Raw genomic sequence first — 25780 nt, 5'->3', positions numbered from 1 at the left:
ACAACCGGCTAACGCGTTCACAAAGCGCGCGAATCGCTACTTCCATAGCCCCGGCGTGTTCTGATGCATCAGTCCCGTTCGAGCAATTCGACAAAACGCCGGACTGCAGGCTGCGTTTCGCCACGTCGAATGGCGACCCCAAGCTTCCATTGCTTCTTGCTGGCGGGAATGATCCGTAGCTGGAGGCCCTCAATGGAAAGCTTAGCGGTGGACGCCGGCACAAGCGAAATGCCAAGCCCTGCTGCCACTAATGCTTGGATCGAGTGAAACTCATTTGCTTCCTGAACGATAGATGGATCCAACTGGTTCTGGCGAAGAAAATCCATGGCGCTTTGATAAAAATCTGGTGCACGGTCAGGAGCGATCATGACGAAAGGGGTCCCCTTGACCGATTTTGCATTTATCGCGTTATCAGGCAAGGGGAAATGATGCGGTACGACGAACGCAAGGCTATCCCTTGAGATCGCGTGTTGCTGCAACGAAGTATCCGCAACCATGCGCATGAACGCTATGTCCAAGAGCCCATTCTTCAGCTTTAGAAGTTGCTCGGCCGACGAACAATCGTTTAACTGTATGCGTACTTCCGGATAGTGACTGCGAAAACGCGGCACCGCAGTGGTCACAATAGTGATGGCCCAAAATCCAAAACCGATTCGCAGTTCTCCGATCTCGCCGCTAGCAAGACGCTGAGCCCGTTTCAACACTTCATCGGCCCCTTGGATCAGTTGCCGGGCATCCGTCGCAAATGACTTGCCAAGCTCCGTGAGACGAGCCCCCTGCCGCCCCCGTGAAAAAACGGGACCACCAAGTTCTTCCTCAAGCTTACCAATACGGCGACTCAAAGCAGGTTGAGAAAGATGCAGCGCCGAAGATGCTTTTCCAAAATTTAGTGTTTCTGCCAATGCGAGAAACGAACGGAGCAGGTCTAGTTCCATGTTCTGAGCGTATCACGAGCCACTAAAAATGTCATTGGACGCATCGAACGTATCGGGGCAAATTGTGATGATGAAATTTGAAAATTGAATCAGAGATCTCGCATGAAAAACATCTTGACCCCTAAAGGCTGGGTACTTGGACGGGTAGTCGTCGATGCCGCGGGGTTGATCGCGCGGATCGAGGGATCGCCTGTTACGAGTCCGCTTCTAGCGGCGGGCTACGTCCTTCCAGGATTTATTGACCTGCACGTGCACGGCGGTGGCGGCACGGATCTTATGGACGGCGAGACAGCAGCATGTGTCGTCGCGAAAACGCACGCTGAATATGGGACAACTTCCTTCCTCGCCACAACGATGACAGCGCCCGAGGACGATTTGAGGGTGGCGACGGGACACCTGGGCGCCGCGATTCGGAAGCCGCGCGGCCCTGGACAGTCGCGCATTCTCGGGGTGCATCTGGAAGGGCCATTCTTAAATGCGAACAAGCGGGGCTCCCAACCGGCGCATACGCGCTGTGCCGCGCCGGCAGAACTCGATGAGCTACTGAACATCGCGCATGTACGGTTGGTGACTCTCGCCCCGGAGATTGAGGGTCAATTGGCCATTATTCGTAAGTTGGTCGAACGCGGCATTCGGGTTCAATTGGGACATTCCACTGGTACCTATGAGCAGGGGCTCGCCGCGTTGCAATGCGGTGCGACGGGCTTCGCCCATCTGTTCAACGCGATGAGCGGCATGCATCACAGAGATCCTGGGATCGTCGGAGTTGCGTTTGCGCACGCGGAATACGCGGAAATGATTCCTGATTTACTGCATGTTCATCCTGGGGCTGTAAAGGCTGCGTTTCGCGCGATCCCTAAGCTCTACTGCATCACCGATTCGTGCTCAGCTGTGGGCATGGGTGAAGGCGAATTTACGCTCGGTGCCCAGAAGGTTTTCAGAAGGCGCTGTGAGTCAGGTGTTCGCCTTGCCGATGGAACACTCGCTGCCAGCACGTTGACGATGGACGAGGCGCTGCGCAACCTGGTGTCACTGGGAATGACCATCGCGGACGCGTCGGATCGTCTATCGCGCTTTCCGGCTGATTTTCTCGGACTGCAGGATCGCGGCCGACTTGTACCTGGAGCTTGGGGGGACTATGTAGCGCTCAGTCAAAACCTTGCGTTAGAGGAGGTGTGCATCGAGGGTGAACACGTCAAGCCAGCCTCGACGATCAGTGTGGAGCAACCATGACAAACAGGAATCTTCAGGTCGCACTGCTCGGATACGGTTTTGCAGGTGGAACCTTCCACGCACCACTACTAGGTTCGGTTGACGGGATGACGCTGCATGTCGTTGCGAGCAGCGATCGGGAAAAAGTATCGCGCGACTGTCACTATCGCCCGCCGGGGTTTCCTTCGCGGGCCCCGATCACATCGTCACGGCCTTGCAATCGTTCCCGCGGTCTCCGTTGCCGTCTCTCCCGGCACTTTCGCTGATCACGTCCTCGCGGGGCGGAAAGCCCGAACCGAATTTCCCGCGTACTGAGGTGTTTGGCAATGCTGTTGCCGGTCTTCCCGGCGGCTGAGGCGATGAGATAAGCGCATTTGAGTTCGGCATCCCCACCGTCTCTTTCAATAGCTTCACAAGAAGCTACTTTTGGCTTTCTTGTCTCAGGGGTGTCACACGGATGCCGTTAAGCGGTGACATAACGGCAAACGTCGCGAATCCTTGAAGAGCCGCGATGGCCCGTTGGTTCGCACAAATTTGTTCGCGCGCTTGTGGCGTCTGCATCGGCGTTCCCGGATTTCCGGGAACGAATTTACCTTAAAAAGTCGCAAGGAATTTTGTTCCTTCCGGTGACGGCTGTGGCCAATTTTGTAGCCTGTCCGCACGGCCCCGACGCGTTGGCGGGTGTCGACTCTTCCTGTATAACGCCGGCGGATCCCACCACTTCGCCGGCGCAGCGTACATTGCGGGGCAGTTACGACGACGCGTCCCCTTGCGCGCCAGCCTGGAAGTGATCGAACTTAGGGAGGAGGTCGGGCGATCCATCGATTCACGACTGTCGAGCATGACCTGAATCTGCAAGTCTACTGGCCCAGCGCGTGCCCACGTTGCCACCAGACGATCGCGGACTTCCGCCGTGACAGCGGCGCCGCGATCCGCAACGTATGCCGGCGTTTCGTCGAACTGTGTCGCGGGCTCAAGCTGCTATCCAGTGACATGGTGGCTATCGACGGTAGCAAGTTCAAGGCATCGAACACCCGCGACAGGAACTACACGGCAAGCAAGATCGACAAGCGCCAGAAGCAGATCGAGGAAAGCGTGCAGCGATATCTCGATCTGATTGAAAGTGCAGACCGCACCAGTCCTACCGGGTTCGATGTAAAGACGGTCATCGAGCTGGCCTTATCGGTCGGAGTGCGGCCATAAACAATGGGATGGACTCCTCCTCACCCGCTGGCTCGCGGCGCACGGCGCATGATTGTCGTTGCGTTCGACCAGTCAACGAGGAGGAACCTGAAATGGACATGATTCGTGTTGGGATTGATCTCGGCAAAAACGTTTTCCAGATGCATGGCGTCGATCGAAGCGAGAAGGCAATATGGAGCCGCAAGCTTACCCGTGTGGAATGGCTGGATGTTTTGCAACGGACCGTTCCTCTGCATGCCGTGATAGGCATGGAAGCCTGCGGTAGTGCGCATCATTGGGCGCGTCGTCTTCAGGCGATCGGATATACCGTGAAGCTGATAGCCCCGCAGTTTGTGAAGCCATACGTCAAGAGTAACAAAAACGACGCAAACGACGCCGAAGCTATCTGTGAAGCGATGAGCCGGCCAGGAATGCGCTTTGTTGCCGTCAAGACCGTCGAGCAGCAGGACGTGCAGGCGGTTCACCGCGTCCGCGCCGGATTAATGGAGCAACGTAACGCAAAGGCAAACCAGATTCGCGGCCTGACCTCCGAATATGGCATTGTGGCGCCCCGAGAGATTCTACAGTTGCGCCGCGCTGTTCCTGTCTGGCTAGAAGACGAAACAGCGTGTTGATTTGCGCGGAATCCTGACCCACCCTACGCAGTAATTTGGGGTGAACCCCTGAGGCTGGACCGATTCCCGGTCCAGCCTCAGGGGTTCACTCCAATCGTGGGTCAAGATTCCGCGCAAATCAACAAACGCACATCAAATCGTGTTGCGTGTGGCGATGCGGCACACTTTCTGAACGCCGGGAGTGCTATGCAGTGGGGCTTTGAAGCGTAACAAGGGCAAACCCGCGGTTGTGTGTTTTTTTGTTTGCGAATAGGATATATCCTATATTCAATAAAGGGTGTTTTTATGCAACAGCTACAACATGGGTTGCCTGATGGCAGGCGGTCGGTACGGCCTGCGTTAGACGGTTCGGTCATCGGTCGGATAGAGGAAAGAGCGCGCTTTGTCCGACTCGAAACGGTGCGGTTGATTTCGATTGCCAAGGTGGGTCATTACACGTCGGTTTTCTCCTGTGCAGAGATATTCGCTTCGTTGTTCTACGACGTGATGAATCTGCGTCCCGGAACACCTGCCTGGCCCGAGCGAGATCGCTTTCTGATGGGGAAGGGCCACGCCGCTGTTGGGCTCTATCCGATTCTCGCGGACCTGGATTTTTTCCCGGTGGAATGGCTCGATAGCTACACGCGTCTTGGCAGTCCGTTGGGGGATCACCCGGACATGCGCAAGGTGCCGGGCATCGATTTCAGTTCCGGGTCGATAGGCCATGCGCTGTCGGGCGGTCTTGGCATGGTGCTCGGACAGCGTGCGGCAGGTTGCGATTTCAACGTGTTCGTGCTTCTTGGCGACGGTGAAATGCACGAAGGACAAGTATGGGAGGCAGCCCTGTCCGCCGCACACCACAAGGCGAATCGGCTGATAGCGATCGTGGACCGTAATGGCTATCAGCTCGACGGTAAGGTCGACGACATTATCGGTATCGAACCGCTCGACGAAAAATGGCGCGCCTTCGGCTGGGATGTGCACACAGTCGACGGGCACGATGCCGGCGCGTTGACCCTGAAACTGCGCGAACTGGCCGATGACGCCTCGCGCACCAGACCCGCTTGCCTCATCGCGCAAACATCGAAAGGCAAAGGCGTCGGCTATATGGAAACCGAACCTGGCTGGCATCTCGGCTATCTCGCCGACGATGACGCCGCGAGAGCAATCGATGAGATCAATGGAGCAGTGCTATGACGACGGCTTATAAAGCGAAACCGAAAAATGCGGAGCCGCTCAATCCTGCATCCTGGCAATACCGGCAGATCAACGAACGCGCGGCGGGACTCGGTTATCTGTCTGGCGCGCTGTGCGAACTGGTGGACCAGGGACATCCGGTCATGGTCGGAACAGCCGACTTGCAATACTCGAATGGCCTTGTGCGGTTTGCCGAAAAATATCCGGAGCGCTTCACGCAGTTCGGGATTTCAGAGCAGAACATGGTGTCGGCCGCGGCCGGTATGGCAACGACGGGCGCCATGCCATTTGTTGCGACGTTCGCGTCGTTCCTTGCGCTGCTGTGCTGCGAGCAGATCCGCACGGATATCGCCTACTCGGCCTTGCCGGTGCGCCTGATCGGTCACCATGCCGGTATCACGCTCGGGTTTTACGGCACGTCGCACCATGCGACTGAAGATCTCGCAATCATGCGCAGCATCGCCGATCTCACGGTTGTGGCGCCCGCTGACGGCCCGCAACTCGCTGCGGCGATTCGGGCCTCAGCCACGCACAGGCAGCCGATTTATTTTCGCATCGGCCGTGGCCAGGAGCCGGATGTCTATGCGCAGGACGTCGAGTTCGAATTCGGCCGAGCGATTACTCATCGGCGTGGCAGCGACCTGACGATTATCGCGTGCGGAACGATGGTGCATCCGGCGCTCGCCGCAGTCGAACAACTGAATCAGGAAGGGTGGTCGGTGGGACTGGTCGACATGCCGACCATCAAGCCGCTGGATCGTGACGCGATCCTCGCGGTGGCAAACGAGAGCGCTGCATTGATGACGGTCGAAGAGCACAACGTGCTCGGCGGACTGGGCGGTGCGGTAGCCGAGGTGCTGACCGATGAGGGCGCGGGCGTGCGCTTGAAGCGTCATGGGTTCAATGACGAATACAGCTTGATTGCGCCTCCCACCCATTTGTATCGCCATTATCGGCTCGATGCAGCGGGGATCCGCGCGGTGGCGCTGGAACAGTTGCAACGTCCGGCGGCCGGGGCGAAATATCGAACGGCCGGCGCCGTCTGATATTCCCCTGTTCTGGAAACGGCGCGAGCACAGGACGTTGGTGCGGGCTCGAGCGCACGTTTCCAGGTTTTCATTCACCTACTCGAGGACGATCAGATGATGAATCTACTAACAAAAACTAGCCTCATGTTCATGCTCGGAACGTGTGGCTGGTCGGCCACCGCCCAGGCGCGCGACCTCACCGTGGTCGGTTTTGGCGGCTCCTTGCAGCAGGCGTTCGATACCGCGTACTTCAAGCCCTTTGCTGCGGCACGTGGCCATCATCTGATCCAGGACAGCTATGACGGCGGCATCGCCAAGCAGAAGTCGATGGTCGAATCGTCCGCGATCACCTGGGATCTGGTTCAGATGGATGAGAACGAAATGGCCGCTGCATGTGACCAGGGCGTGCTGGAAGTGCTCGACCGCAAGAAACTGCCGAATGCGAACGAGTATGTGCCTCAGGCGATCGCCAAATGCGGAGTGGGGGCGTTCGTCTGGTCCGAGGTGATGAGTTATGACCCGAAGAAGTTCGCGTCGAATCCGCCGCAATCCTGGGCGGACTTCTGGAACGTGCAGAAATATCCGGGCAAGCGCGGGTTGCGCAAGCAACCGCGCATGACGCTCGAAATTGCGCTGATGGCCGACGGCGTCGCACCGCCGGATGTGTACAAGGTACTCGCCACGCGCGCGGGCCAGGATCGCGCATTCAGGAAACTCGCCGAGATCAAGCCGCAGATCCAGTGGTGGGACACAGGGGCCCAACCGCTCGAATGGCTGGCCTCGGGTACGGTTTCAATGACAGCCGCCTACAACGGACGGGTCAGTGCCGCACAGAAGGAAGGGCGGCCGTTCCCCATCGTCTGGCGCAACCAGCTTTTCAGCATGGACTACTGGACGATTATCAAAGGCACGCCGAACAAAGCCGGTGCCTACGATCTATTGAATTTCACCATGGACTCGGCCAATGAGAAGAAATTCGTCGAGACGATTCCGTACGGGGTCGCCAATCGTCAGGTCGCATCCATGATTCCCGCCAGCTTGCTGTCGCAACTTCCGACGGCGCCCGATCACATGCAAAACGCCTTGCTGCTCGACACGAATTTCTGGCTCGACCATGAAGAAGAACTCGTGGCCCGATTCAACAAGTGGGTTGCTCAATAAAATTTGCGCCCATCAAGCGTCAGGCTCCAAATGGAAACTTCCGTGACCACACTCTCGATACCGACGCCATTGCGCCGTGCATTGCGAACGTCGAACCGTAGCCGGCGGCTGGTGTCGCTTTTTCTGATTGCACCGTTAAGCGTGTACATTGCCGCTTTTTTTGTCTTGCCGATCGGAGTCATGTTCTACCGGGCGCTCGCCAATCCCGAGGTCCGGGAAGCGCTTCCTCATACCGCGGAAGCGGTCCTTGCATGGCAACCGGAGAACGCGACCGCGTTGCCGCCGGAGGCGATTTACCGAACGCTTGCCGCCGAACTCAAAGCGTCCTATGGCTCCCGGGAACTCGGCGAAGTAGCGCGCCGGATGAACTATGAGCATAGCGGCTTCCGGACGCTGTTTCTGAAGACGGCGCGCACGCTTGCCAATGGCGAAGACACGAACAGCGTAGGCGGCTGGGCGGCCCAGCCGGCCGGGACGGGCACGCCGGCGACCGCGGCAGCGACTGCAGGTGCGGCAACCGGGACGAGCGGGAATGACGTAAGCGCAACACAGAGGCTTACCATGATCGATCCCGAGTGGGGCGCTGCGTCGACGTGGCGGGCGTTGCGCCGCGCAGCACCGTCCTACACGCCATATTACCTGCTGGCGGCGCTCGATCTGCACGTGGACGACAGCGGGCATATTGTCCGGGTTTCTGGCGATCAGCGGATTTACCTGGAAATACTCGTACGCACCTTCAGGATCGCGGCGGTCGTGACGACCGTTTGCCTGGTACTGGGATATCTGCTCGCGGCGTTGATGGTGAAGGCGAACAAGGTGTTTGCGTTCGCGATGCTCCTCGCCGTCATGTTGCCGTTCTGGACGTCGCTGCTGGCGAGGACGACCGCATGGATCGTCGTGCTTCAGGAGAATGGCCTCGTAAACAATGCGCTGATCGCACTTCATATCGTCGACAAACCGCTGACATTGATATTTAACTCGACTGGCTTGTATATCGTCATGGTCCATATCATGCTGCCGTTCACGGTGCTGCCGATCTACACATCCATGAAGGCGATACCGAAGCATTTCATGCACGCTTCGGCATCGCTCGGCGGGCATCCAGTACGCGGCTTTTTACACGTATATCTGCCGATGACCATGCCCGGCGTCGGCGCGGGCGCACTGCTCACGTTCATCATCACGATCGGGTATTACATCACGCCGTCTCTGGTTGCCAGTGCCCGAGAACAGATGCTCGGCTACTTCATCGCTTTCTATGCAAACACAACGGTGAACTGGGGCATGTCGTCGGCACTCGGAATCGTCTTGCTGGCCAGCGTCGCACTGATCTACGCGATTGCGGCGAGAACAGTAGGCATTCGCCAGATCGCCGGCTTGCGCTAGGGAGGGAAGAATGATCCATCAATCTTTAAGCCGGCTTGCCAACGCGATCCATCACGCGTTTGGCGGCATCATGATCGTGTTTCTCATCGCGCCGTTGCTAGCGGTCGTGCCGATCTCGTTCAGCTCGGGCAGCTTCTTGTCCTATCCGCTTCCGGGGTTTTCACTGCAGTGGTACAGGCAGGTGTTTACCGGCGGACCGTGGATGGACGCGCTGTTGAACAGCCTGATCGTGGGCGCCAGCGTGACAGTTCTTGCGACGGTGATGGGGACGCTTGCAGCGTTTGCTTTCGCGCGGCGCGATTTGCCTGCGGCGCGTTCGATGCTCGGCTTCCTGATCTCCCCGATGATCGTGCCGCCCGTTATCAGTGGGCTCGGCATGTATTTCTTCTTCGGTCAACTCGGGCTCACGAGCACCCTGCCCGGACTCGTGCTTGCTCATACCGTGCTGGCGACGCCGTTTGTGGTGGTCACCGTGACCGCGACGCTGCAGGGCTTCGACATGAACCTCCTGCGAGCGGCGTCGACGCTCGGCGCCGCGCCGATGCGAAGCTTCTTTGGTATCGCATTGCCATTGATTGCGCCGGGTATCGTCTCCGGAGGACTGTTCGCCTTCATGACGTCGTTCGATGACATCGTGGTCGCGTTGTTTATCGGTGGACCGGCGCAACGCACGTTGCCGCGCCAGATGTTCGACGGCATGCGCGACAGCATCAACCCGTCCACCGTTGCGATGTCCACTTTTCTTCTGCTGGTCGCGTTTCTCACTTTGCTTTGCGTCGCATGGATGACGCAACGTGCGCGCCGCCAGTTGCAACTGCCCACCTGATTGCAGAGTCCTGACCATGTCCGATTTTAGCAATGGCGTTGCCTTCATCGAAGGCGTGTATATGCCGGTTTCAGAAGCCACGATTCCGATCCTCGACCGGGGCTTCGTGCGCTCCGACGCGACTTACGATGTCGCCCATGTCTGGAAGGGCAGCTTTTTCCGGCTGGGCGATCATATCGACCGTTTTTTCGAATCGATGCGCAGCCTGCGGATGAGCTTGCCCTACTCAAAGGAGCAGATCGAGCACATTCTCACCGAGTGCGTTCGCAAAAGCGGCTTGCGGGATGCGTATGTGCAGATGACCTGTACGCGTGGCGTGCCCACTCGCGGTTCGCGCGATCCACGAGAATGTATCAATCGCTTTTATGCCTTCGCGCAGCCGTTCGTCTGGATCGCAAACGACGAACAACGCGAACGCGGCCTTTCCATGATCGTCAGCGGCGTGCAGCGCATTCCGCCCGCAGCGGTAGACCCGCGCGTCAAGAACTTTCACTGGCTCGACCTGACCATGGGAATTTTCGAAGCCTACGACCGTGGCGCGATCGTAGCCGTGCTGGGCGACGGCCACGGACATGTCACCGAGGGTGCCGGGTTCAACGTGTTCCTCGTTAAGGATGGCATTCTTGCTACGCCGGACAGCGGAGTGTTCGAAGGGATGACTCGTCGTACCGTCATCGAATTGGCCGGATTGCTCGATCGGCGCTGCGAGGTTCGGCCAGTCAGCCCGGACGAGCTACGCCAGGCGGACGAAATTTTCCTGTCCAGTACGGCGGGCGGCATCATGCCGGTAACCGTTCTGGATGGCGAACCGGTGGGCGGCGGCTGCGTCGGCGGCATCACGAGGCAATTCGCAGGTGAATACTGGCGGCGCCAGGAAACTGGCTGGCTCGGCACGCCGATCGACTACAGCCTGCAAAACGGAGAACCCGTACCATGTTTCTGATCACCGGCGGCACACATGGAATCGGCGAAGCTATCGTAAGACGCCTCGTGCTCGATAACCAGAAGCTGGTTTTCACCGGACGCGATGAAGCCAGCGGGCGAGCGCTCGAAGCGGAGCTTTCCGGCGCTACCTTCATGCAGGGCGATGTCGCCAGCGAAGCGGATTGTCAGCGCATTGTCGAAGCAACGGTGGCGCTCAGCAATGGCAAGCTGTCGGGGCTGGTGAACAACGCCGGCACCTCGGCCCGCAGTGCATTCTCCGAGGCAAGCGCGGCGGATTGGGATCGGGTGATGGCGGTCAACGCGCGTTCCGCATTCCTGTTCATCCGGCATGCACTGCCGGCCTTGATTGCGGCACGCGGCTCGGTAGTCAACATGTCGTCGATTGCAGGCAAGGTCGGCGAAGAAGGGCTCGCGATCTATTGTGCGTCGAAAGCCGCCTTGCTGGGACTGACACAGGCCCTTGCGCTGGAATACGGCCAGCAGGTTCGCTTCAACGCGGTCTGTCCGGGGCAGATTGCAACGCGGATGATGGAGAAGGTACTTGCTGATAGCGCACGTCTGGCGGCGCTGACTCACAGGATTCCGGCAGGACGGCTGGCTGAGCCGTCCGAAGTAGCCGAGGCCGTGCACTGGCTGTTGTCGCCGGCTTCCAGCTATGTCAATGGCGCGACTCTAACCGTCGACGGCGGCGAGACAGCGGGGCTGAAGACTCCCCCTCGTCCGGTCTGAAACGACATCCTGATCTGATAGTGAGACCTTTATGATTCCCGTTCTTTATACGGAAGCGCATCGCCTGCACGAGCCAGGCTTTTTCTTCAAAGCAGGCGCAATGGGCGAAGCCCAGGAAAAGCGCGAACGCGCCGACGAATTGCTGGCGGCCGTCAAGGCCGCGGGATACCCGACGCCTGTGCCGGAGCAGCTTGGAATTGCGCCTGTCGCCGCGATTCATACGCCGGACTATCTATGCTTTCTCGAAGAGGCCTACGAGATGTGGCGGCAGATTCCCGAGGCCGGTCCGGAAGTGGTGCCCAACGTGTTCGCGGTACATGGCATGACTCACGGATATCCGACCCGGATCGTCGGGCGAGCGGGATATCACATGCAGGATCTCGCCTCGCCGATGGGTGAGGGAACATACGTGGCTGCAATGGCCGCGGCGAATCTTGCCGCAGATGCCGCGAGGCGGGTCGCCGCCGGCGAGCACGCTGCTTATGCACTGTGCCGCCCGCCGGGTCACCATGCTTATGCGGATCGCGGAGGCGGCGTCTGCTACCTCAACAACGCCGCAATTGCTGCTCAGTATTTGCTGCGCACGGCCCGTCGGGTCGCCATAGTCGATATTGACGTTCATCACGGCAACGGCACGCAAGGCGTCTTCTATCAACGTCCAGACGTATTCTTCGTCTCCCTGCATCGCGACCCGGTCGACTATCACCCGTATTTCTGCGGCTACGCTCAGGAGCGCGGCGAAGGTGCCGGACTTGGTTACAACCTCAACTTGCCGTTGCCTGCGGGCACCGGCGACGACGCATACCTCGGTGCGCTGGATTTTGGCTTGCGCCGTGTCGAGAAGTTTGCACCGGACGCGCTGGTGGTGTCACTCGGTCTCGATGCTCACGAACTCGACCCGTTTCAGGGGTTACGCATCACGACCGATGGCTTTGCCCGTATCGCGGGCAAGCTTGCGGCGCTCAAGTTACCGTCCGTTCTGGTTCAGGAAGGTGGCTACGATCGCGCCAATATCGGCGCGAACCTGTTGAGTTTCTTTCGCGGTTTCGCCGGCTAGATGGGTTCGAAACTGAGCGCCGCTTTTGTCGATCTGATTTCCGGGGAATCTAAATGAAGCCACTAAAAATAGTGCCGCTCGCTGCGGCGTTGGTGTGTTGCGCACTCTCGACTGCATACGCTCGCGATCTTACCGTGGTGAGTGTCGGCGGCGCCTTGCAGGATGCGTATCGAGCAGCTTACTGGAAGCCCTATCAACAGCAAACAGGGCAACACCTGATCGAGGATACCAACCTCGTCGGTCTCTCGAAGGCCAAGGCGATGGTCGAAGGGAATAATGTCATCTGGGACCTCGTGCAGATGGATGAAGAGGACGTCGTCAATGGCTGCGATCAGGGCTTGCTGGAACAGGTTGACTGGGCGCGTGCCGCGCCGGGGACCGCCGGGATCCCTCGCAGCGAGATTTCGCGCTGCGGCGTGGGGTCGATGATATGGGCCAACGTTCTCGCTTATGACGGCGGCCGGATCAAGGACGGCCCAAAGTCATGGGCCGATTTCTGGGACGTCAAACGATGGCCGGGCAAGCGGGGTCTGCGCAAGCAGGCGAAGCAAACGCTGGAAATTGCTTTGCTCGCCGACGGTGTCGCACCTGCCGACGTCTATAAGGTGCTCGCCACGCCCGCCGGGCAGGACCGGGCATTCGCGAAGCTCGATCAACTGAAGCCGTATATCCAGTGGTGGGATGCCGGTGCGCAGCCGGTTGAATGGCTTGCCTCGGGCGCGGTTGCCATGACCAGTGCGTACAACGGCCGGCTCGATGCGGCTAACAAGGAAGGCCGGCAATTCAGGATCGTCTGGAAGAATGAGATCTACGGCCCCACGTTCTGGGTCGTGCTCAAGGGCTCACCGAATAAGGCAGCGGCTGTCAGGTTGATCGACTATATGTCCGCCCCGCAGGAGCAGGCGCGCTTTTCTCAGCTCGTTCCATACGGACCGGCGAATCGGCAGGCGTTGGCATCCTTGCCCGCAGCGGCCTTGGCCAACTTGCCTAACGCGCCTCAGAACCTGCAGGGTCCGGTTCTTCAAAACACCGCGTTCTGGGCGGATCATCTCGACGAATTGCAGCAACGTTTTGCACGCTGGAGCAGCCACTAGGAATGCAGGAGCGGGTTGCGCTGCGTTGATGACAGGGTCCCCGGGTCGATGACGTCTGATCAGGCTCCATCGACGAGTTTCAGTTACCGGAAACCCGATCGAGGAATGCACTGATGGTGGAGCCCGCGCCGAGCAGGTCGGTGCGGATTGCTTCACCGGCAGCCTGGGCGTCCGCTTTCCCCAAGGCATCCAGAATTTCTCGATGACTGTCGGGATCGTTGTTCGACCCGGAATAGGCATCGTTGTAGTAGGCGCGAAGTATGGGACCGGTCGAAGCCCACAAGGTTTCGATAATCGCCAGCAGAGTAGGAAGTCCGCACCGACTGTAGATACCGAAATGGAACTCACGGTTGTGGCGCATCCGCTCAACGGGGTCATGCTTCAACCCGGCCTGGATGTAGCGCTTGTTAATTGAGTTCAACTCGGCCAGATCGCGTTTAGATAGCCGGGGAGTCGCCAGTTCGATCGCGAGCGGTTCGAGCGAGAGCCGAATGGTTCGGAGCTCGACATAACGGGCCGTATCGAGCGGCGGCACGCTGATCATCTTGGCGGCCTGCATATCCAGCGCTCTCTCGCTGACCAGCCGCATGAGCGCTTCACGAACCGGGGTTGCGCTGGTGCCGAACCGTTCGGCCAGTTCGTGGATGCGAATTCGTTCGTTTGGCATGAAGCTACCGGCGATCAGCGCCTCACGGACTTCGCTATACACGCGCGCAGACATGTTCGCGCGTTCGATGGGTTGAAGGTGGTCGTTCACTGGATTCTATATCGTATATTTTGGGCAATTATAACGGATTCGGCGTTTGGTTGAACGCCGCTACGGCAATGAAATGGGTTGCCAATTTTTTTCAAAAATATAGGATATATCCTATATTGAAACGGGAGGCAAGATGAGTATTCAGACCGAAAACCTGAGTGATCTGGCAAGAAAAGACGTGCAATTCCATCTGCATTCGCAGACCAACCTCCCTGTACATCAGCATCGAGGGCCGCTCGTGATGTGTCGGGGTGATGGAATCTGCGTCTACGACGAAACCGGTAAAGAATATATCGAATCGATGTCCGGGCTCTGGTGCGCGGCGCTGGGATTTTCTGATCGACGCCTGGCCGCCGCTGCGACACGGCAGCTTGAAACACTGCCTTACTATCACACGTTCAACCACCGTGTTCCCGACGTTGTCGCGCGCCTTGCCGAACGGGTTGCGGCGATCGTGCCGCTTGAAGACCCGAAAATTTTCTTTGCATCGTCTGGTTCAGAAGCCAATGACACGATGACCAAAATAGCGTGGTCGTATCATCGCGCGCTCGGCAAGCCGGAACGCCGGAAGATGATCGCGCACAAGAAGGGCTTTCATGGGTCGACGGTCATGGGCGCAAGCCTGTCGGGTCTACCGCATATGCACGCGGCATTTGGCTTGCCGGTGGAAGGAATCCTGCACGTCGAGTGTCCGCATTTCTACAGGAACGGCCGTTCGAACGAGACCGAAGCGGAGTTTGTCGCCCGGTTGGTGGCTGAGCTCGAAGCGTTGATCGCTCGCGAAGGCGCGGGCACGATCGCAGCCTTTATTTCTGAGCCGATTCTGGGGGCGGGCGGTGTCATCGTGCCGCCGGCCGGTTACTTTCCGGCTGTCCAAAAGGTGCTCCGAAAACATGGCATCTTGATGTTGTCCGATGAAATCATTTGCGGCTTCGGGCGCACCGGTGACTGGTTCGGTGCACAAGGAGCCGGCTTCGTGCCGGACATGATGTCGTGCGCAAAGACGCTTTCATCGGGTTATGTGCCTATTTCCGCCGTGGTAATCAGCGGAGAAATATATTCCGCGCTCCAAAGTGAAAGCGCACGCAGCGGCCCATTCGGGCATGGCTTCACCTACTCGGGCCATCCGGTTGCTGCTGCCGTTGCGCTGGAAGCGGTCACGATCTATCAGGAAATGAACGCGCCGGAGCGGACACAGGAACTGGGTGCTTACCTGCACGACCGGCTCGCGTCGCTAGCCGGACATCCTCTCGTGGGCGAAATTCGGGGGCGCGGCTTGATAGCAGGAATAGAGCTTGTCAGCGACAAGGACACGCGAGCGCCGTTTCGGTCTGAGGCCCATGTCGGTGCCACAGTCGAAGCGCGAGCGAGGGCGCACGGGTTGATCCTGCGGAATATGGGCGATGTGATTGCCCTGAGTCCGCCATTCATCGTCACGCGGGACGAAATAGATTTGATTGTCCAGAAGCTCACGCGTGCGCTTGACGAAGCCGGGCGAAGCCCGCAGGTCGACCTGAATTAAGAGGGGTGCAAGGTGGAAAGCAAATCAATTATTGATTTCGTTGGGGTACAGAAATCCTACGACGGCGAAAATCTGGTAGTAAAGGATTTGAACCTGTCTATTCGCCGCGGCGAGTTCCTGACGTTGCTCGGGGCATCAGGATCGGGCAAAACAACGACACTGATGATGCTCGCGGGGTTCGAGACGCCGACGCTAGGCGGAATCTGGATGAACGGCAAACCGATTGAGACTGTTCCGGCGCATAAGCGCGGAATTGGCATGGTGTTTCAAAACTACGCGCTGTTCCCACATATGACCGTTGAGCAAAATCTAGCCTATCCGCTGCGGATGCGAAATGTATCGCGCAACGAGACCGTGGCAAAGGTCAAACGCGCCGTGGACATGGTGCGACTTCATGGCATGGAAAGGCGTCGGCCCTCGGAGCTGTCCGGCGGACAACAGCAGCGTGTGGCGCTGGCGCGCGCGATGGTTTTCGAGCCTGAATTGATCCTGATGGATGAACCACTTGGCGCCCTTGACAAGAATCTTCGCGAGCACATGCAGTATGAGATCAAGCAGTTACATCACGAGTTGGGCGTGACGGTAGTGTATGTGACCCACGACCAGGCCGAAGCGATGACGATGTCCGACCGGATTGCGGTGTTTCAGCAAGGCGTCATTTCCCAAATTGGCTCGCCAGACGAACTCTATGAAAGACCGGCAAATCTCGATGTTGCGAGCTTTATCGGCGAGAGCAATCGGCTTACAGGTACCGTCGTCAGCGTGGGCAGTATGGTTGACACGGTTCGTCTGACTTCCGGCCTTTCGCTCGAGGTGCCATCGACGAGTCCGGTTCGAGAGATTGATCGAGTGGTTGAAATTGTGGTCAGACCTGAGCGCGTGTCGATCGAACAGGGATCTGCCGACGATCAATGGCAATGGCTGCAAGGACGAGTTTCTGACCTGACGTACTTGGGAGATCACCTGCGGGTGTTGTTGGTCACTGACTCGGGGGACTCATTCATCGCAAAAGTTTCTGGAGCATATCGGGCCTTGCCAAGTGTGGGTCAGGAACTCCGTTTTGGGTGGAGAACGCAGGATGCACACGCGTTTCAGCGATCGATGCATCAACCGCTGTCATCACTTAAATAACCCCTGTCACGGTATAGCTGATGTTACGAAAATCATACCCTTACTATCTGGCGAACGAAGCTGTCGCGGCCAATACCGACCTGGAAGTCACCGATAAATTCAGCGGCGAAGTGGCCACCCGCGTGGCCATGGCGGACGCGAAGGCGATCGACGCGGCCATTGGATACGCCGTTGCCGCCCAGCGCGCGATGCGGGAATTCAAGCCGTATCAGCGCCAAGCGGTGCTCGATCATTGTGTGAAGCGCTTTCGCGAGCGTTTCGACGAACTCGCCGAGGCGCTGTGCATTGAAGCGGGCAAGCCGATCAACGATTCGAAGGGTGAGGTCACGCGGCTTATCGATACCTTCCGGGTCGCGGCCGAGGAGTCGGTGCGTATTGACGGCGGCATGATCAACCTGGAGATTGCGCCACGCGCGGCCGGTTACCACGGCTATTACAAACGCGTGCCAATTGGCCCGTGCTCGTTCATCTCGCCGTTCAATTTTCCTCTGAATCTCACGGCGCACAAGGTCGCGCCGGCCATCGCGGCGGGTTGCCCGTTCGTGCTGAAACCCGCGAGCCGCACGCCGGTTGGCGCGCTCATCATGGGCGAAATCCTCGCCGAAACCGATCTGCCGAAAGGCGCGTTCTCTATCCTTCCCGCTCATCGCGACGGTGCCGATCTTTTCACCACCGATGATCGATTTCGTCTCCTGTCGTTCACCGGATCGCCGGCGGTCGGGTGGGAACTGAAGAAGAAAGCGGGCAAGAAGAAGGTGATCCTGGAACTGGGCGGCAACGCGGCGGCGATTGTCGATCGCGATCAGGCTGACAAGCTGGATTACGTCGTGGACCGGCTGGCGTTCGGCGCGTTTTATCAGTCGGGGCAGAGTTGCATCGGCGTGCAGCGGATCTTGATTCACGCCGATATCTACGACGCCTTGCGTGAAAAGCTCATCGCGGAAACGAAGTCGCTGAAAACGGGCGATCCGAAGGATGAAAAGACCTTCGTTGGCCCAATGATCTCGGAATCCGAGTCGAAGCGGCTAGCCGGCTGGATGGAAAGCGCCGTGGCGAGCGGCGCGAAAATCATCGCGGGCGGCAAGGTCGAGGGCGCAATGTTCGAAGCGACGCTGCTGGAAGGCGTGCAGCGCGGCCAGGATCTGTACCGGAAGGAAGCATTCGGGCCGGTCGCGATCCTGGAAAAGTTCACGGACTTCAGCCAGGCGCTCGAAACGGTCAACGACAGCGATTTCGGCCTGCAGGCCGGCATTTTCACCGACAGCCTCACGAACGTGAATCTTGCATGGGACGAACTGGAAGTGGGGGGCGTGGTGATCAACGACGTTCCGTCATTTCGCGTCGACAACATGCCGTATGGCGGCGTCAAGGATTCGGGATTGGGCCGCGAAGGCGTGAAATATGCGATCGAGGACATGACGGAACTTCGTCTGATGGTCGTGAGAGACAAGGTCGGAAAGGTGTGAGGTCGTTAGTTCTTGCAGATGTTGGCTGTGACTAGGTGAGCGAACACGGGCATGGCTGCCACAATCTCAGCATGATTGTTCCGAGCAGGTCACGTATCTGATTCGCCTCAACGCGTCAATCGACTGACCTGCGGTTTGTTCTAGAGCGTCGACTTGCTGCGACCGTAGAACAAACCGCAGTTCCTACAATTGTAAGTATTGATAGATTTAATCTGTACAACTAACTACAAATAAAGGAAGGTTGGAAATGAAAACTAAAATTTGTAAGGTCACAGTCGGTTGTACGATTGCATGCTCAGGTGTACACGCGCATGCACAAAGTTCGGTAACGCTTTATGGCTTGGTCGATGCCGGCTTTACTTTCACGAACAATCAGCGAGGCGAGAAAGCTTATCAAGCCACTGCTAGCAACTATGCAGGATCGCGCTGGGGGATTCAGGGGGCTGAGGACATTGGGGGCGGGCGAAAGGTTCTTTTCAAGCTCGAGAACGGTTTCAATCCTGAGAACGGGGCGCTCGCGCAGGGTGGTCGCCTTTTCGGCCGTAGCGCTTGGGTCGGAATCAGTGATCCTTCATATGGCTCAGTGACGTTTGGTCGCCAGTACAACAGCGTCCAGGATTTCCTGCCTTATCTGCAGGCCAACGGCGTCGGGACGCTCTCAGGCTATGGAAACGCGATCTACGATACCGACGCGATCAATAATACGTATCGCTCCCAGAACTCCGTCAAGTACACGAGCCCAACCATTGGCGGCTTGACTGGGAGCGCTCTCTACGGTTTTTCCAATGCGGCGGGAGGATTCGCGTCGAATCGCACCTGGAGCGTTGGCGCGGACTATGTGAACGGCCCGCTTCGTCTCGACGCTGCTTATGCGCTGCTCGACAATCCGGGCAGCAGTCTCGGAGGGGCGATCGGTTCGGATAATTACTTCAGTCTCGCATCTTCCATCATCAGCAATGTGAAGCGCAACAGGGTGGCTGGTGGCGGAGCAGCCTATACCTTCGGGACGGCGACACTAGGATTGCTCTATACCAATTCGACGTTCGATTTGCAGACTGGAGGCAGCCTCCATTTTGGCAATTACGAAGTAAACTTGAAATACATGCTGACACCGGCAGTTCAACTCGGTCTGGGTTATATGTACACCACTCAGCGAAGCACATCAGCGACTGCGACGAACGCCCACTACCATCAGATCGGAGCGGGAACCAACTACTTCCTGTCCAAACGCACTGACGTTTATCTGAATGCGTTTTATCAGCGTGCGAGCGGTGCCAATGCGTGGATCGAGCAAGATGCGGCGCCTTCCAGCAACAATCATCAGATAGTCGGCGTTGCCGGTATCCGCCACCGGTTCTGAAGCGGCGATTGTCACTGGTCCGCTGCCGGTTTTCCGCGGCGGACCGGTTTGAAGGAGATTCGTCAATGCATGTCGTCTATTCTGACAAGCATCGGTTGCATATTCCCGGTCAGGTCTTCGAGAGGGGCTCCTTGCGAACGAGCCGGGATGTTCCTGAGCGGGTGGAGCGTCTACTCGTCGAGGCGATCAAGGCAGGGCTCGAACCCATCCTATCGGAAGCGACCAGTTGGACGGAACTTGCCGCTGTGCATTCTGGACGCTACATCCGCTTCCTTGAGTCAGCATATGGTGAATGGTCGGCGCTGGGATTGGATGCCTCCCTGGTCCAACCCAGCTTTTTCCCGGTAGGAACGTCAGTCGAGACCTATCCAGGATCGGTTCTCGGCCGTGCGGGCATTCACATGACCGACTTTTTGTCGCCCATTGGCGTCCATACCTTCGAGGCCGCTGTCGCCTCGGCCAACGTCGCGATTCGCGCCGCTTTGATTGTGTCCGAAAACGGATCGTTCAGTTATGCCCTATGTCGGCCTCCGGGCCACCACGCAGGCATAGATGCGGGAGGAGGTGCGACCTACTTCAACAATGCGGCGCTTGCCGCACATACGCTACTAAAGAAACGTTCGAGAGTAGCGATCATCGACATCGACGTTCACCACGGAAACGGCACGCAGGAAATCTTCTACGAACGCGCTGACGTGTTGTTCGTGTCGATTCACCGGGATCCTGCGGATTATTACCCATACGCAACGGGATATGCGTCGGAAACTGGCCGCGGGGTCGGGGCGGGCTTCAACCTGAACCTGCCGCTGGACCGCGGCAGTGACGAGCAAGCCTATTTTACCGCGTTGGTACGTGCAGAAGAGGTAATCCGGGCTTTCAATGCAGACGCGTTAGTTGTGTCGTTGGGCTTCGACGCTCATGAAGCCGACCCGGCGAATGGACTGCGTATCAGCACTTCTGGCTTTGGTGCAATAGGGGCGCGCCTGGGGGCACTCCACGTACCAACCGTTCTGGTGCAGGAGGGCGGTTATAACCTCGATACTCTATCGGACGTCTTCGGCTCTTTTATGATCAATTTTGCAAGTAAACATGACGGGCCGATCCATGACTGACAGCGTTGAGTTCGGGGCGTGAGGCATGCTCGTGAACATAGCGCTGTGTGAATCGAAAGCCTCATTGAGTGGTGCGAACTCGTCCCGTACAGCTACTCCGCATCGGTAATCGCGAGACTCCTTTCTTCCGCTGGCCGATTAAGCAACGGCATTGATGCTCACGTCCGCAGCATTCGGCGTCAGGATTTTTCGATTGCGTGATGCCCGGGCAGAAGCGCTGCCTTTGAACTTTGTAACCGTCCCGCGACAAGGAACTCCGATTCATTCCCGCCGGTTAGGCCAGGTGGCTATGGTTAATAAAGCGCGGCCGGCAGCACCGCGTTGTTCCAGAGATGACGCAAAAAAAGCTGATTACTCTGCGAGAATTGGCCGATTCTATCGGCGTTCACTCGTCAACAGTCTCCCGTGTGATGAATCCCGATACCCGTCATCTGATCAGCGCGGATGTGGTTGACCGTGTGCTTCAAGCGGCGCGCCGGCTTAAATATTCCCCAAACCGGATTACGGCGACCCTTCGCACAAAGCGTTCCGGGTTGCCCGGCGGCTACGTTGTCCCCAGAGCTTCACACCGAGCTGTTACCGGCTTAGCATGTCCAGGTAGGGAACGGTTGATGGAACAACCGGTTTCATCAAGTCATCAATTCTCCTGTGAAACAGAAACTCAAGCGACTTTCAGCTCGCACGGAACAAAATTACTGTGCGCCGGGAGACCGGCAAAGAGTAGACGGTGGAAGTCCGTTACGATGAAGAGCTAGCAACTCACGTCGGCCCCGAGCCGTGCGTAGCCGCCCGCGAGGACGTCTGCGAAGCGTCGGCAGGGGTGCGTGCGGGCCAGCCATTGAGCCACGATAGTTGTATCGTCCTGGGCGCAGACATGTTAGTAATCATGGAAGGCAACACGACCGGTTGCGCTATCGCGAGTGACCGGGCGGCCCAGCGTGGTCAGAGACCCTGGCACGTGCGTACGCTGCTTGTGCGGGAACCGGGAGATCTCCAGTCTGACCTGTCGCGGCATGGACAGGCCCGCATCGGGAAGGCGAGGAGCCGTCGCCGATGATGAACGGACGGAGAAGTCAGACTCCGCAATAGTAGCGAAGAAGCCCGCGAACAACGCCGGGGATCCGGCCGCGGAGTGGGTGGAGCGAAGGGCGGGGACCAAGGGGAACACGGGTCAGTCCAACACGTGCCGGGCGCAGAACCGGGCAAGCGTGCCACAGGGGCTGGAACGTGTACGGCAAGCTGCATGGCAGCGGAAGAAGGAGCGGTTCACCGCTCTGCTGCACCACGTCACCATCGACCGGCTTCGCGAGTCGTTCCATGCGCTCAAGCGCAATGCGGCTCCTGGGGTGGACGGTATGATATGGCGGTACTTCGAAGCAAATCTGGAGGGCAACCTTCTGCGTCTGCACGCGTAAGTACAAAGTGGAGCGTACCGGGCACTGCCCGTTCGGCGGCAGTACATACCCAAGCCGGATGGGAAACAGCGCCCGTTGGGAATTGCTGCGTTGGAAGACAAGATCGTCCAACGTGCGGTGGTCGAGGTGCTAAACGCGATCTACGAGACAGATTTTCTCGGCTTCTCGTACGGGTTCCGGCCCGGGCGCAGTCAGCATGATGCGATGGATGCGTTGTCGGTGGCCATCGACCGCACGCCAGTGGACTGGATTCTGGACGCAGATATTCGGAGCTTCTTTGGCGGATTAAGCCAGGAATGGTTGATCCGATTTCTGGAACACCGGATCGGCGACCAGCGCATCATCCGCCTTGTGCGTAAGTGGCTCAAGGCGGGCGTTCTGGAGGACGGGGAACTGAGCGTCAGTGAAACGGGTACACCGCAGGGGGCAGTGGCATCACCGCTGTTCGCGAATGTGTACCTGCACTATGCTTTTGATCTCTGGGCCAATCGGTGGCGACGGCGTGAAGCCAAAGGCAACGTGATCATCGTGCGTTACGCGGATGATATCGTCGTCGGCTTCGAGTACGAAGCCGACGCAAGGCGCTTCTGGGACGCGATGCGAGCGAGGCTGGAGGAGTTCGCGCTTACGCTTCACCCGGACAAGACGAGGCTACTGGAATTTGGTCGCTATGCAGCCGCCAACCGCCAAAAGTCGTGGTCTTGGACGGCCGGAGACCTTCACCTTTCTGGGTTTCATATTTATCTGCGGCAAGTCTCGTCGCGGTGCCTTCCAGCTTCAACGGAAGACTCGTGGCGACCGCATGCGGGAGAAACTCAGGCAGGTCAAGAAGGCGCTTCGGCGGCGCATGCACGACCCGATACCAGTGCAAGGAAAGTGGCTAAGGCAGGTGGTGCGCGGGTACTTTGCGTATCACGCGGTTCCCACAAACTCGCGCGCGCTCGGCGCGTTTCGTCACCACGTTGTCAACCTCTGGCGGCGCACGCTTAAGCGACGCAGCCAGAAGGACGCCATGACGTGGGAGCGAATAACGCGGATCGCCAACACCTGGCTCCCACGCCCTGGAATCGTTCATCCGTGGCCCGACCAGCGCTTTGCCGTCAAACACCCGAGGTCGGAGCCCGGTGCGCGGATCGCGCACGCGGGATCTGTGCGGGGGGTGCCCAGTAATGGGCATCCCTACCGCGATTGCAAAACCGAAACAAAATTACTTGAACCAACGATTAGCGACATCAAGCGCTCTTCGCAAAACACCCAATTTGACATAAATTAAATTATCAACGGAATGGATGTGAGTCCCAAGTTCAGATGTCGCGTTTCCGCTAAATTGAAATGTCGCGTTTTGCTGATGATGCCATGCTGGGGCGCTTCCGGTCGGATTGCGGGAGCCCAGCATGCGCCGAGCCGAACTGGTGACACTGAACATGCGGTGTCACCAATGATGGCTTCAATGGTTTTGTTGGTCATGTTTCAAGGTATTGGCGTGGTGGGAAAATCACGACTGCCGGATCGTTTGGCGACGCGCTTTTCCCAAGACACTATGCATGCGTGATAACTGTCTCTACCGGCTCGTGAGCGTCTGCGTCGTCCAGGTCCATAGCGATCAGTACTGCACAGGAAACCCTATCTAGCAGCAATCTGTCGTTCCTGCCGCTCCACCATCGCCGGACTGGGCCGCTTCGGCGATGCCCCACGACAACCAGATCGGCCTTCAGCTCGCGGGCAAAAAGCGGTATATGGTCCAGCGGGTCACCAATCGCAAAATGGGATGTTGCGACGACTCCGCGCGCCGCAAGTTTCTCGATTCCATCGCAGAGTATCTCCCTTGCAGACTGCTCCAGCGTATCGAACGGCACGGCGGACGCAATATCGGCCCCCTGCGACCATGTCGGGCTAGTGAGAACGGCAAGCAGGTGCGTTTCCGCATTCATCAGCTCCGCCAATGAGGCGCCATGGCGCAACGCGCGCCGCCCCTCACGGGTTGCGTCGTAACACAACAGGATGCGCCCGAATGCAGACATGTCGTCATTCGCTCCGATTCAATCCGTCTCGCTAGTTCAGCAACCGAGCAGTAGATCGCTACAGTTCGGGAGGCTGTCGCGCTAGACTGCGGCAGCACAAACGTCGAAGGTGGGTTCAATTTTATTATATGTCATTGTGTGATATAAAAACGGTCGCCTTTGCAGCTTTCAGATGGCGTACCGGTGAGTGCGTTGTAACAAGATCTACGAGAACGTTTGCAGTCCGCCGCACTGGCGCGTGAGGTCGTGAGTCAGACGCCGACGAGGGGAGCGATCTAAATCGCCGGTGCGCTACTGCTCTGGCCATCCTCCCGGCTTTCCGCGACAGGACGTTGCTGATCACCCTGTCGCAGTTGGCGCCGCCGAATTCGAGTACGTCACGCTGGGCGAGATCGATATCGTTGCACCAACGATTCGCGCAACAGGCTTTTGGCGCGGAAGTGGCGGCTTCGCACCGTCGCTTCCGAGATGTCGAGAAACTTGCCGTCTCCTCGACGCTCAGTTGCACGACAGAACGCAACACAAACACAACGCGAAAGATTTCGGGCAGTTAGCGCGCGCTATCGCGTTGTCTGGCGAATCGGAATCCTTGCGCGATCATGGCATTAATATCGACCTGAATGTTTCGTCCACCAAGGAGTTGCGTTCTGCCGGCGCGCTGCCCGGCGCAGACGTCCGTAGCATTCGTTGACAACCATGCGGGACAGCCAGGTTAAGAGCGTGGCGTCGCCGCGAAACCGGGCAATCGACCTGTAGGCTGAGCTTGAAAATATCACGCCGTGATATAAAATGAAGGCAGGCATCTCCGTGACAGACTCTTGAACAGGAGCAGGCCGGCTGAAACTACAAAGATGATTTATCTGGATGGCGTGCGTCCATGGGGATGCCGCGGTTCGCTCCGACGCAAACAGCCAGTCATCCTGAAGGCCCGCGGCCGCCATCACAGGATGAAGATCATCGGTTCGGCCAGGCGTGTTGCGCCACAACGCCAAGACGCGTTGCATGAGCCTGCAGGGGCAAGTCCGAATAGTTTTCGGGTGCAATAGCGCAAGATCGATCGAAGCAAGGAGCCATCATGCTCATCACATTTCAATCGCCCGCCACGCCCGATGTCGTCATGCTCAGAGACCTCGCGCAGTATCTACTGGGTCTCGTGGGCAAGCGGCTCAATACGCGTGGGGTCATTCTCCACGATGAGTTGCCTCGCGCAATCAGTCGTCTCGAAACGGCGATTTCGGACGATGAAAAAGCGGAGATTGCCCTCGAATCACTGCAGTATTCCCGCGAACGCCGTCAGGGTTCCGGCAGTGGACTTTCGCAGCGAGCGTGGCCATTTCTCGACATGATGCGTGAGGCCAGCAAACAGAATGCTGACATTATCTGGGGGCTGTAGATGCCGCATTGCAGCGCCTGTGAGTGCCGCGTGCGTGTCGCACCGCCCGATAAGAGGCGCCAGGATGAAACGATGGATTGCACCGCCCCTGTTCGCTGCCACTTTCGCCGCGTGCGGCATCTGTGCGCCGGCGTGGGCAGGCGCGCACTCATGCGGCCAACCACAGGATGCGGCCTCAAGATTGTGCGCCTACCGGAACGGCGCCGAGCCGGTCAGGACGTTGGGGGCTGCGCCAAC

At 58.3% G+C, this 25780-nt stretch carries 22 protein-coding genes and 2 pseudogenes; 21 read left to right on the top strand and 3 right to left on the bottom strand.

The genetic code is table 11. The features are described from left to right. Positions 1 to 68 precede the first annotated feature (68 nt). Entirely contained in the window at positions 69 to 935 is an 867-nt protein-coding gene (locus H281_RS0128315; protein ID WP_027805022.1) for a LysR family transcriptional regulator, read from the bottom strand. A gap of 102 nt (positions 936 to 1037) precedes the next feature. On the opposite strand from H281_RS0128315, the gene nagA reads away from it, so the two are divergent. The 13 genes and pseudogenes from nagA to H281_RS0128255 all read left to right on the top strand — a co-directional run bounded on the left by nagA (position 1038) and on the right by H281_RS0128255 (position 13366). Continuing rightward, positions 1038 to 2168, top strand: a complete 1131-nt coding sequence (nagA, locus tag H281_RS0128310) for an N-acetylglucosamine-6-phosphate deacetylase (protein WP_020070520.1) — start codon at positions 1038 to 1040, stop codon at positions 2166 to 2168. Between the two features lie 631 nt (positions 2169 to 2799). Then, positions 2800 to 2997: a DUF6685 family protein gene (locus H281_RS37675; protein ID WP_408735250.1), complete on the top strand. Its 198-nt coding sequence runs from the start codon at positions 2800 to 2802 to the stop codon at positions 2995 to 2997. A 41-nt stretch (positions 2998 to 3038) separates the two neighbouring features. After that, a pseudogene (locus H281_RS36170) lies at positions 3039 to 3314 on the top strand (IS5/IS1182 family transposase); the annotation flags it as partial. 128 nt (positions 3315 to 3442) lie between these two features. Beyond that, positions 3443 to 3949, top strand: a pseudogene (locus H281_RS34965) (IS110 family RNA-guided transposase); the annotation flags it as partial. Between the two features lie 300 nt (positions 3950 to 4249). Continuing rightward, positions 4250 to 5140: a transketolase gene (locus H281_RS0128295; RefSeq protein WP_084690191.1), complete on the top strand. Its 891-nt coding sequence runs from the start codon at positions 4250 to 4252 to the stop codon at positions 5138 to 5140. Next, positions 5137 to 6186: a transketolase family protein gene (locus tag H281_RS0128290; protein WP_020070516.1), complete on the top strand. Its 1050-nt coding sequence runs from the start codon at positions 5137 to 5139 to the stop codon at positions 6184 to 6186. The genes H281_RS0128295 and H281_RS0128290 overlap by 4 nt, the downstream gene beginning before the upstream one ends. Before the next feature lie 96 nt (positions 6187 to 6282). Then, a complete protein-coding gene (locus H281_RS0128285) occupies positions 6283 to 7329 on the top strand; it encodes an ABC transporter substrate-binding protein (protein ID WP_241077921.1) in 1047 nt (348 codons plus the stop codon). Positions 7330 to 7371: 42 nt separating this feature from the next. Next, entirely contained in the window at positions 7372 to 8715 is a 1344-nt protein-coding gene (locus H281_RS0128280) for an ABC transporter permease (protein WP_020070514.1), read from the top strand. Positions 8716 to 8725: 10 nt separating this feature from the next. Continuing rightward, positions 8726 to 9541 carry an ABC transporter permease gene (locus H281_RS0128275; RefSeq protein WP_020070513.1) on the top strand — a complete coding sequence of 272 codons (816 nt, stop codon included), beginning with the start codon at positions 8726 to 8728 and terminating at the stop codon, positions 9539 to 9541. A 16-nt stretch (positions 9542 to 9557) separates the two neighbouring features. Further along, complete coding sequence (locus tag H281_RS0128270) at positions 9558 to 10484, top strand: aminotransferase class IV (RefSeq protein WP_020070512.1); 927 nt, start codon at positions 9558 to 9560, stop codon at positions 10482 to 10484. Next, positions 10475 to 11215 carry an SDR family NAD(P)-dependent oxidoreductase gene (locus tag H281_RS0128265; RefSeq protein ID WP_020070511.1) on the top strand — a complete coding sequence of 247 codons (741 nt, stop codon included), beginning with the start codon at positions 10475 to 10477 and terminating at the stop codon, positions 11213 to 11215. Before H281_RS0128270 ends, H281_RS0128265 begins: the two co-directional genes overlap by 10 nt. Positions 11216 to 11249: 34 nt before the next feature. Beyond that, a complete protein-coding gene (locus tag H281_RS0128260; RefSeq protein ID WP_027805019.1) occupies positions 11250 to 12272 on the top strand; it encodes a histone deacetylase family protein in 1023 nt (340 codons plus the stop codon). Between the two features lie 53 nt (positions 12273 to 12325). Continuing rightward, positions 12326 to 13366, top strand: coding sequence for an ABC transporter substrate-binding protein (locus H281_RS0128255; protein ID WP_020070509.1), 1041 nt, complete (start codon positions 12326 to 12328; stop codon positions 13364 to 13366). Positions 13367 to 13445: 79 nt separating this feature from the next. Here the strand turns inward: H281_RS0128255 and H281_RS34960 are convergent, their stop codons facing one another. Next, a complete protein-coding gene (locus tag H281_RS34960) occupies positions 13446 to 14123 on the bottom strand; it encodes a GntR family transcriptional regulator (RefSeq protein ID WP_020070508.1) in 678 nt (225 codons plus the stop codon). 133 nt (positions 14124 to 14256) lie between these two features. Between H281_RS34960 and H281_RS0128245 the strand changes: the two genes are divergently transcribed. From H281_RS0128245 to H281_RS37745, 7 genes are all read left to right on the top strand, one after another. Continuing rightward, a complete protein-coding gene (locus tag H281_RS0128245; protein WP_020070507.1) occupies positions 14257 to 15645 on the top strand; it encodes an aminotransferase in 1389 nt (462 codons plus the stop codon). Between the two features lie 12 nt (positions 15646 to 15657). After that, the gene (locus tag H281_RS0128240; protein ID WP_020070506.1) at positions 15658 to 16776 is read left to right on the top strand and encodes an ABC transporter ATP-binding protein; all 1119 of its coding nucleotides are present in this window, start codon (positions 15658 to 15660) and stop codon (positions 16774 to 16776) included. Between the two features lie 20 nt (positions 16777 to 16796). Next, the gene (locus H281_RS0128235; protein WP_020070505.1) at positions 16797 to 18242 is read left to right on the top strand and encodes an aldehyde dehydrogenase family protein; all 1446 of its coding nucleotides are present in this window, start codon (positions 16797 to 16799) and stop codon (positions 18240 to 18242) included. A gap of 247 nt (positions 18243 to 18489) precedes the next feature. Continuing rightward, positions 18490 to 19602 carry a porin gene (locus H281_RS0128230; RefSeq protein ID WP_027805017.1) on the top strand — a complete coding sequence of 371 codons (1113 nt, stop codon included), beginning with the start codon at positions 18490 to 18492 and terminating at the stop codon, positions 19600 to 19602. A gap of 65 nt (positions 19603 to 19667) precedes the next feature. Next, positions 19668 to 20714: a histone deacetylase family protein gene (locus H281_RS0128225; protein WP_020070503.1), complete on the top strand. Its 1047-nt coding sequence runs from the start codon at positions 19668 to 19670 to the stop codon at positions 20712 to 20714. 332 nt (positions 20715 to 21046) lie between these two features. Beyond that, a complete protein-coding gene (locus H281_RS36165) occupies positions 21047 to 21469 on the top strand; it encodes a LacI family DNA-binding transcriptional regulator (protein ID WP_084690189.1) in 423 nt (140 codons plus the stop codon). A gap of 750 nt (positions 21470 to 22219) precedes the next feature. Next, entirely contained in the window at positions 22220 to 23119 is a 900-nt protein-coding gene (locus H281_RS37745) for a reverse transcriptase domain-containing protein (RefSeq protein ID WP_456306467.1), read from the top strand. A gap of 548 nt (positions 23120 to 23667) precedes the next feature. Here the strand turns inward: H281_RS37745 and H281_RS34950 are convergent. After that, on the bottom strand, positions 23668 to 24150 hold the full coding sequence (locus H281_RS34950) for a universal stress protein (protein WP_020070501.1): 483 nt from the start codon (positions 24148 to 24150) through the stop codon (positions 23668 to 23670). A gap of 1075 nt (positions 24151 to 25225) precedes the next feature. On the opposite strand from H281_RS34950, the gene H281_RS0128200 reads away from it, so the two are divergent. After that, positions 25226 to 25543 (top strand): DUF1840 domain-containing protein, encoded by a 318-nt coding sequence (locus tag H281_RS0128200; protein WP_020070499.1) that lies wholly within the window; start codon positions 25226 to 25228, stop codon positions 25541 to 25543. Positions 25544 to 25780 lie beyond the last annotated feature (237 nt).

Origin of the sequence: Paraburkholderia caledonica, assembly GCF_000383275.1 — a bacterium.
GTDB classification, from domain to species: Bacteria; Pseudomonadota; Gammaproteobacteria; order Burkholderiales; family Burkholderiaceae; genus Paraburkholderia; species Paraburkholderia caledonica.
This window is presented reverse-complemented; position numbering and strand designations above follow the sequence as displayed.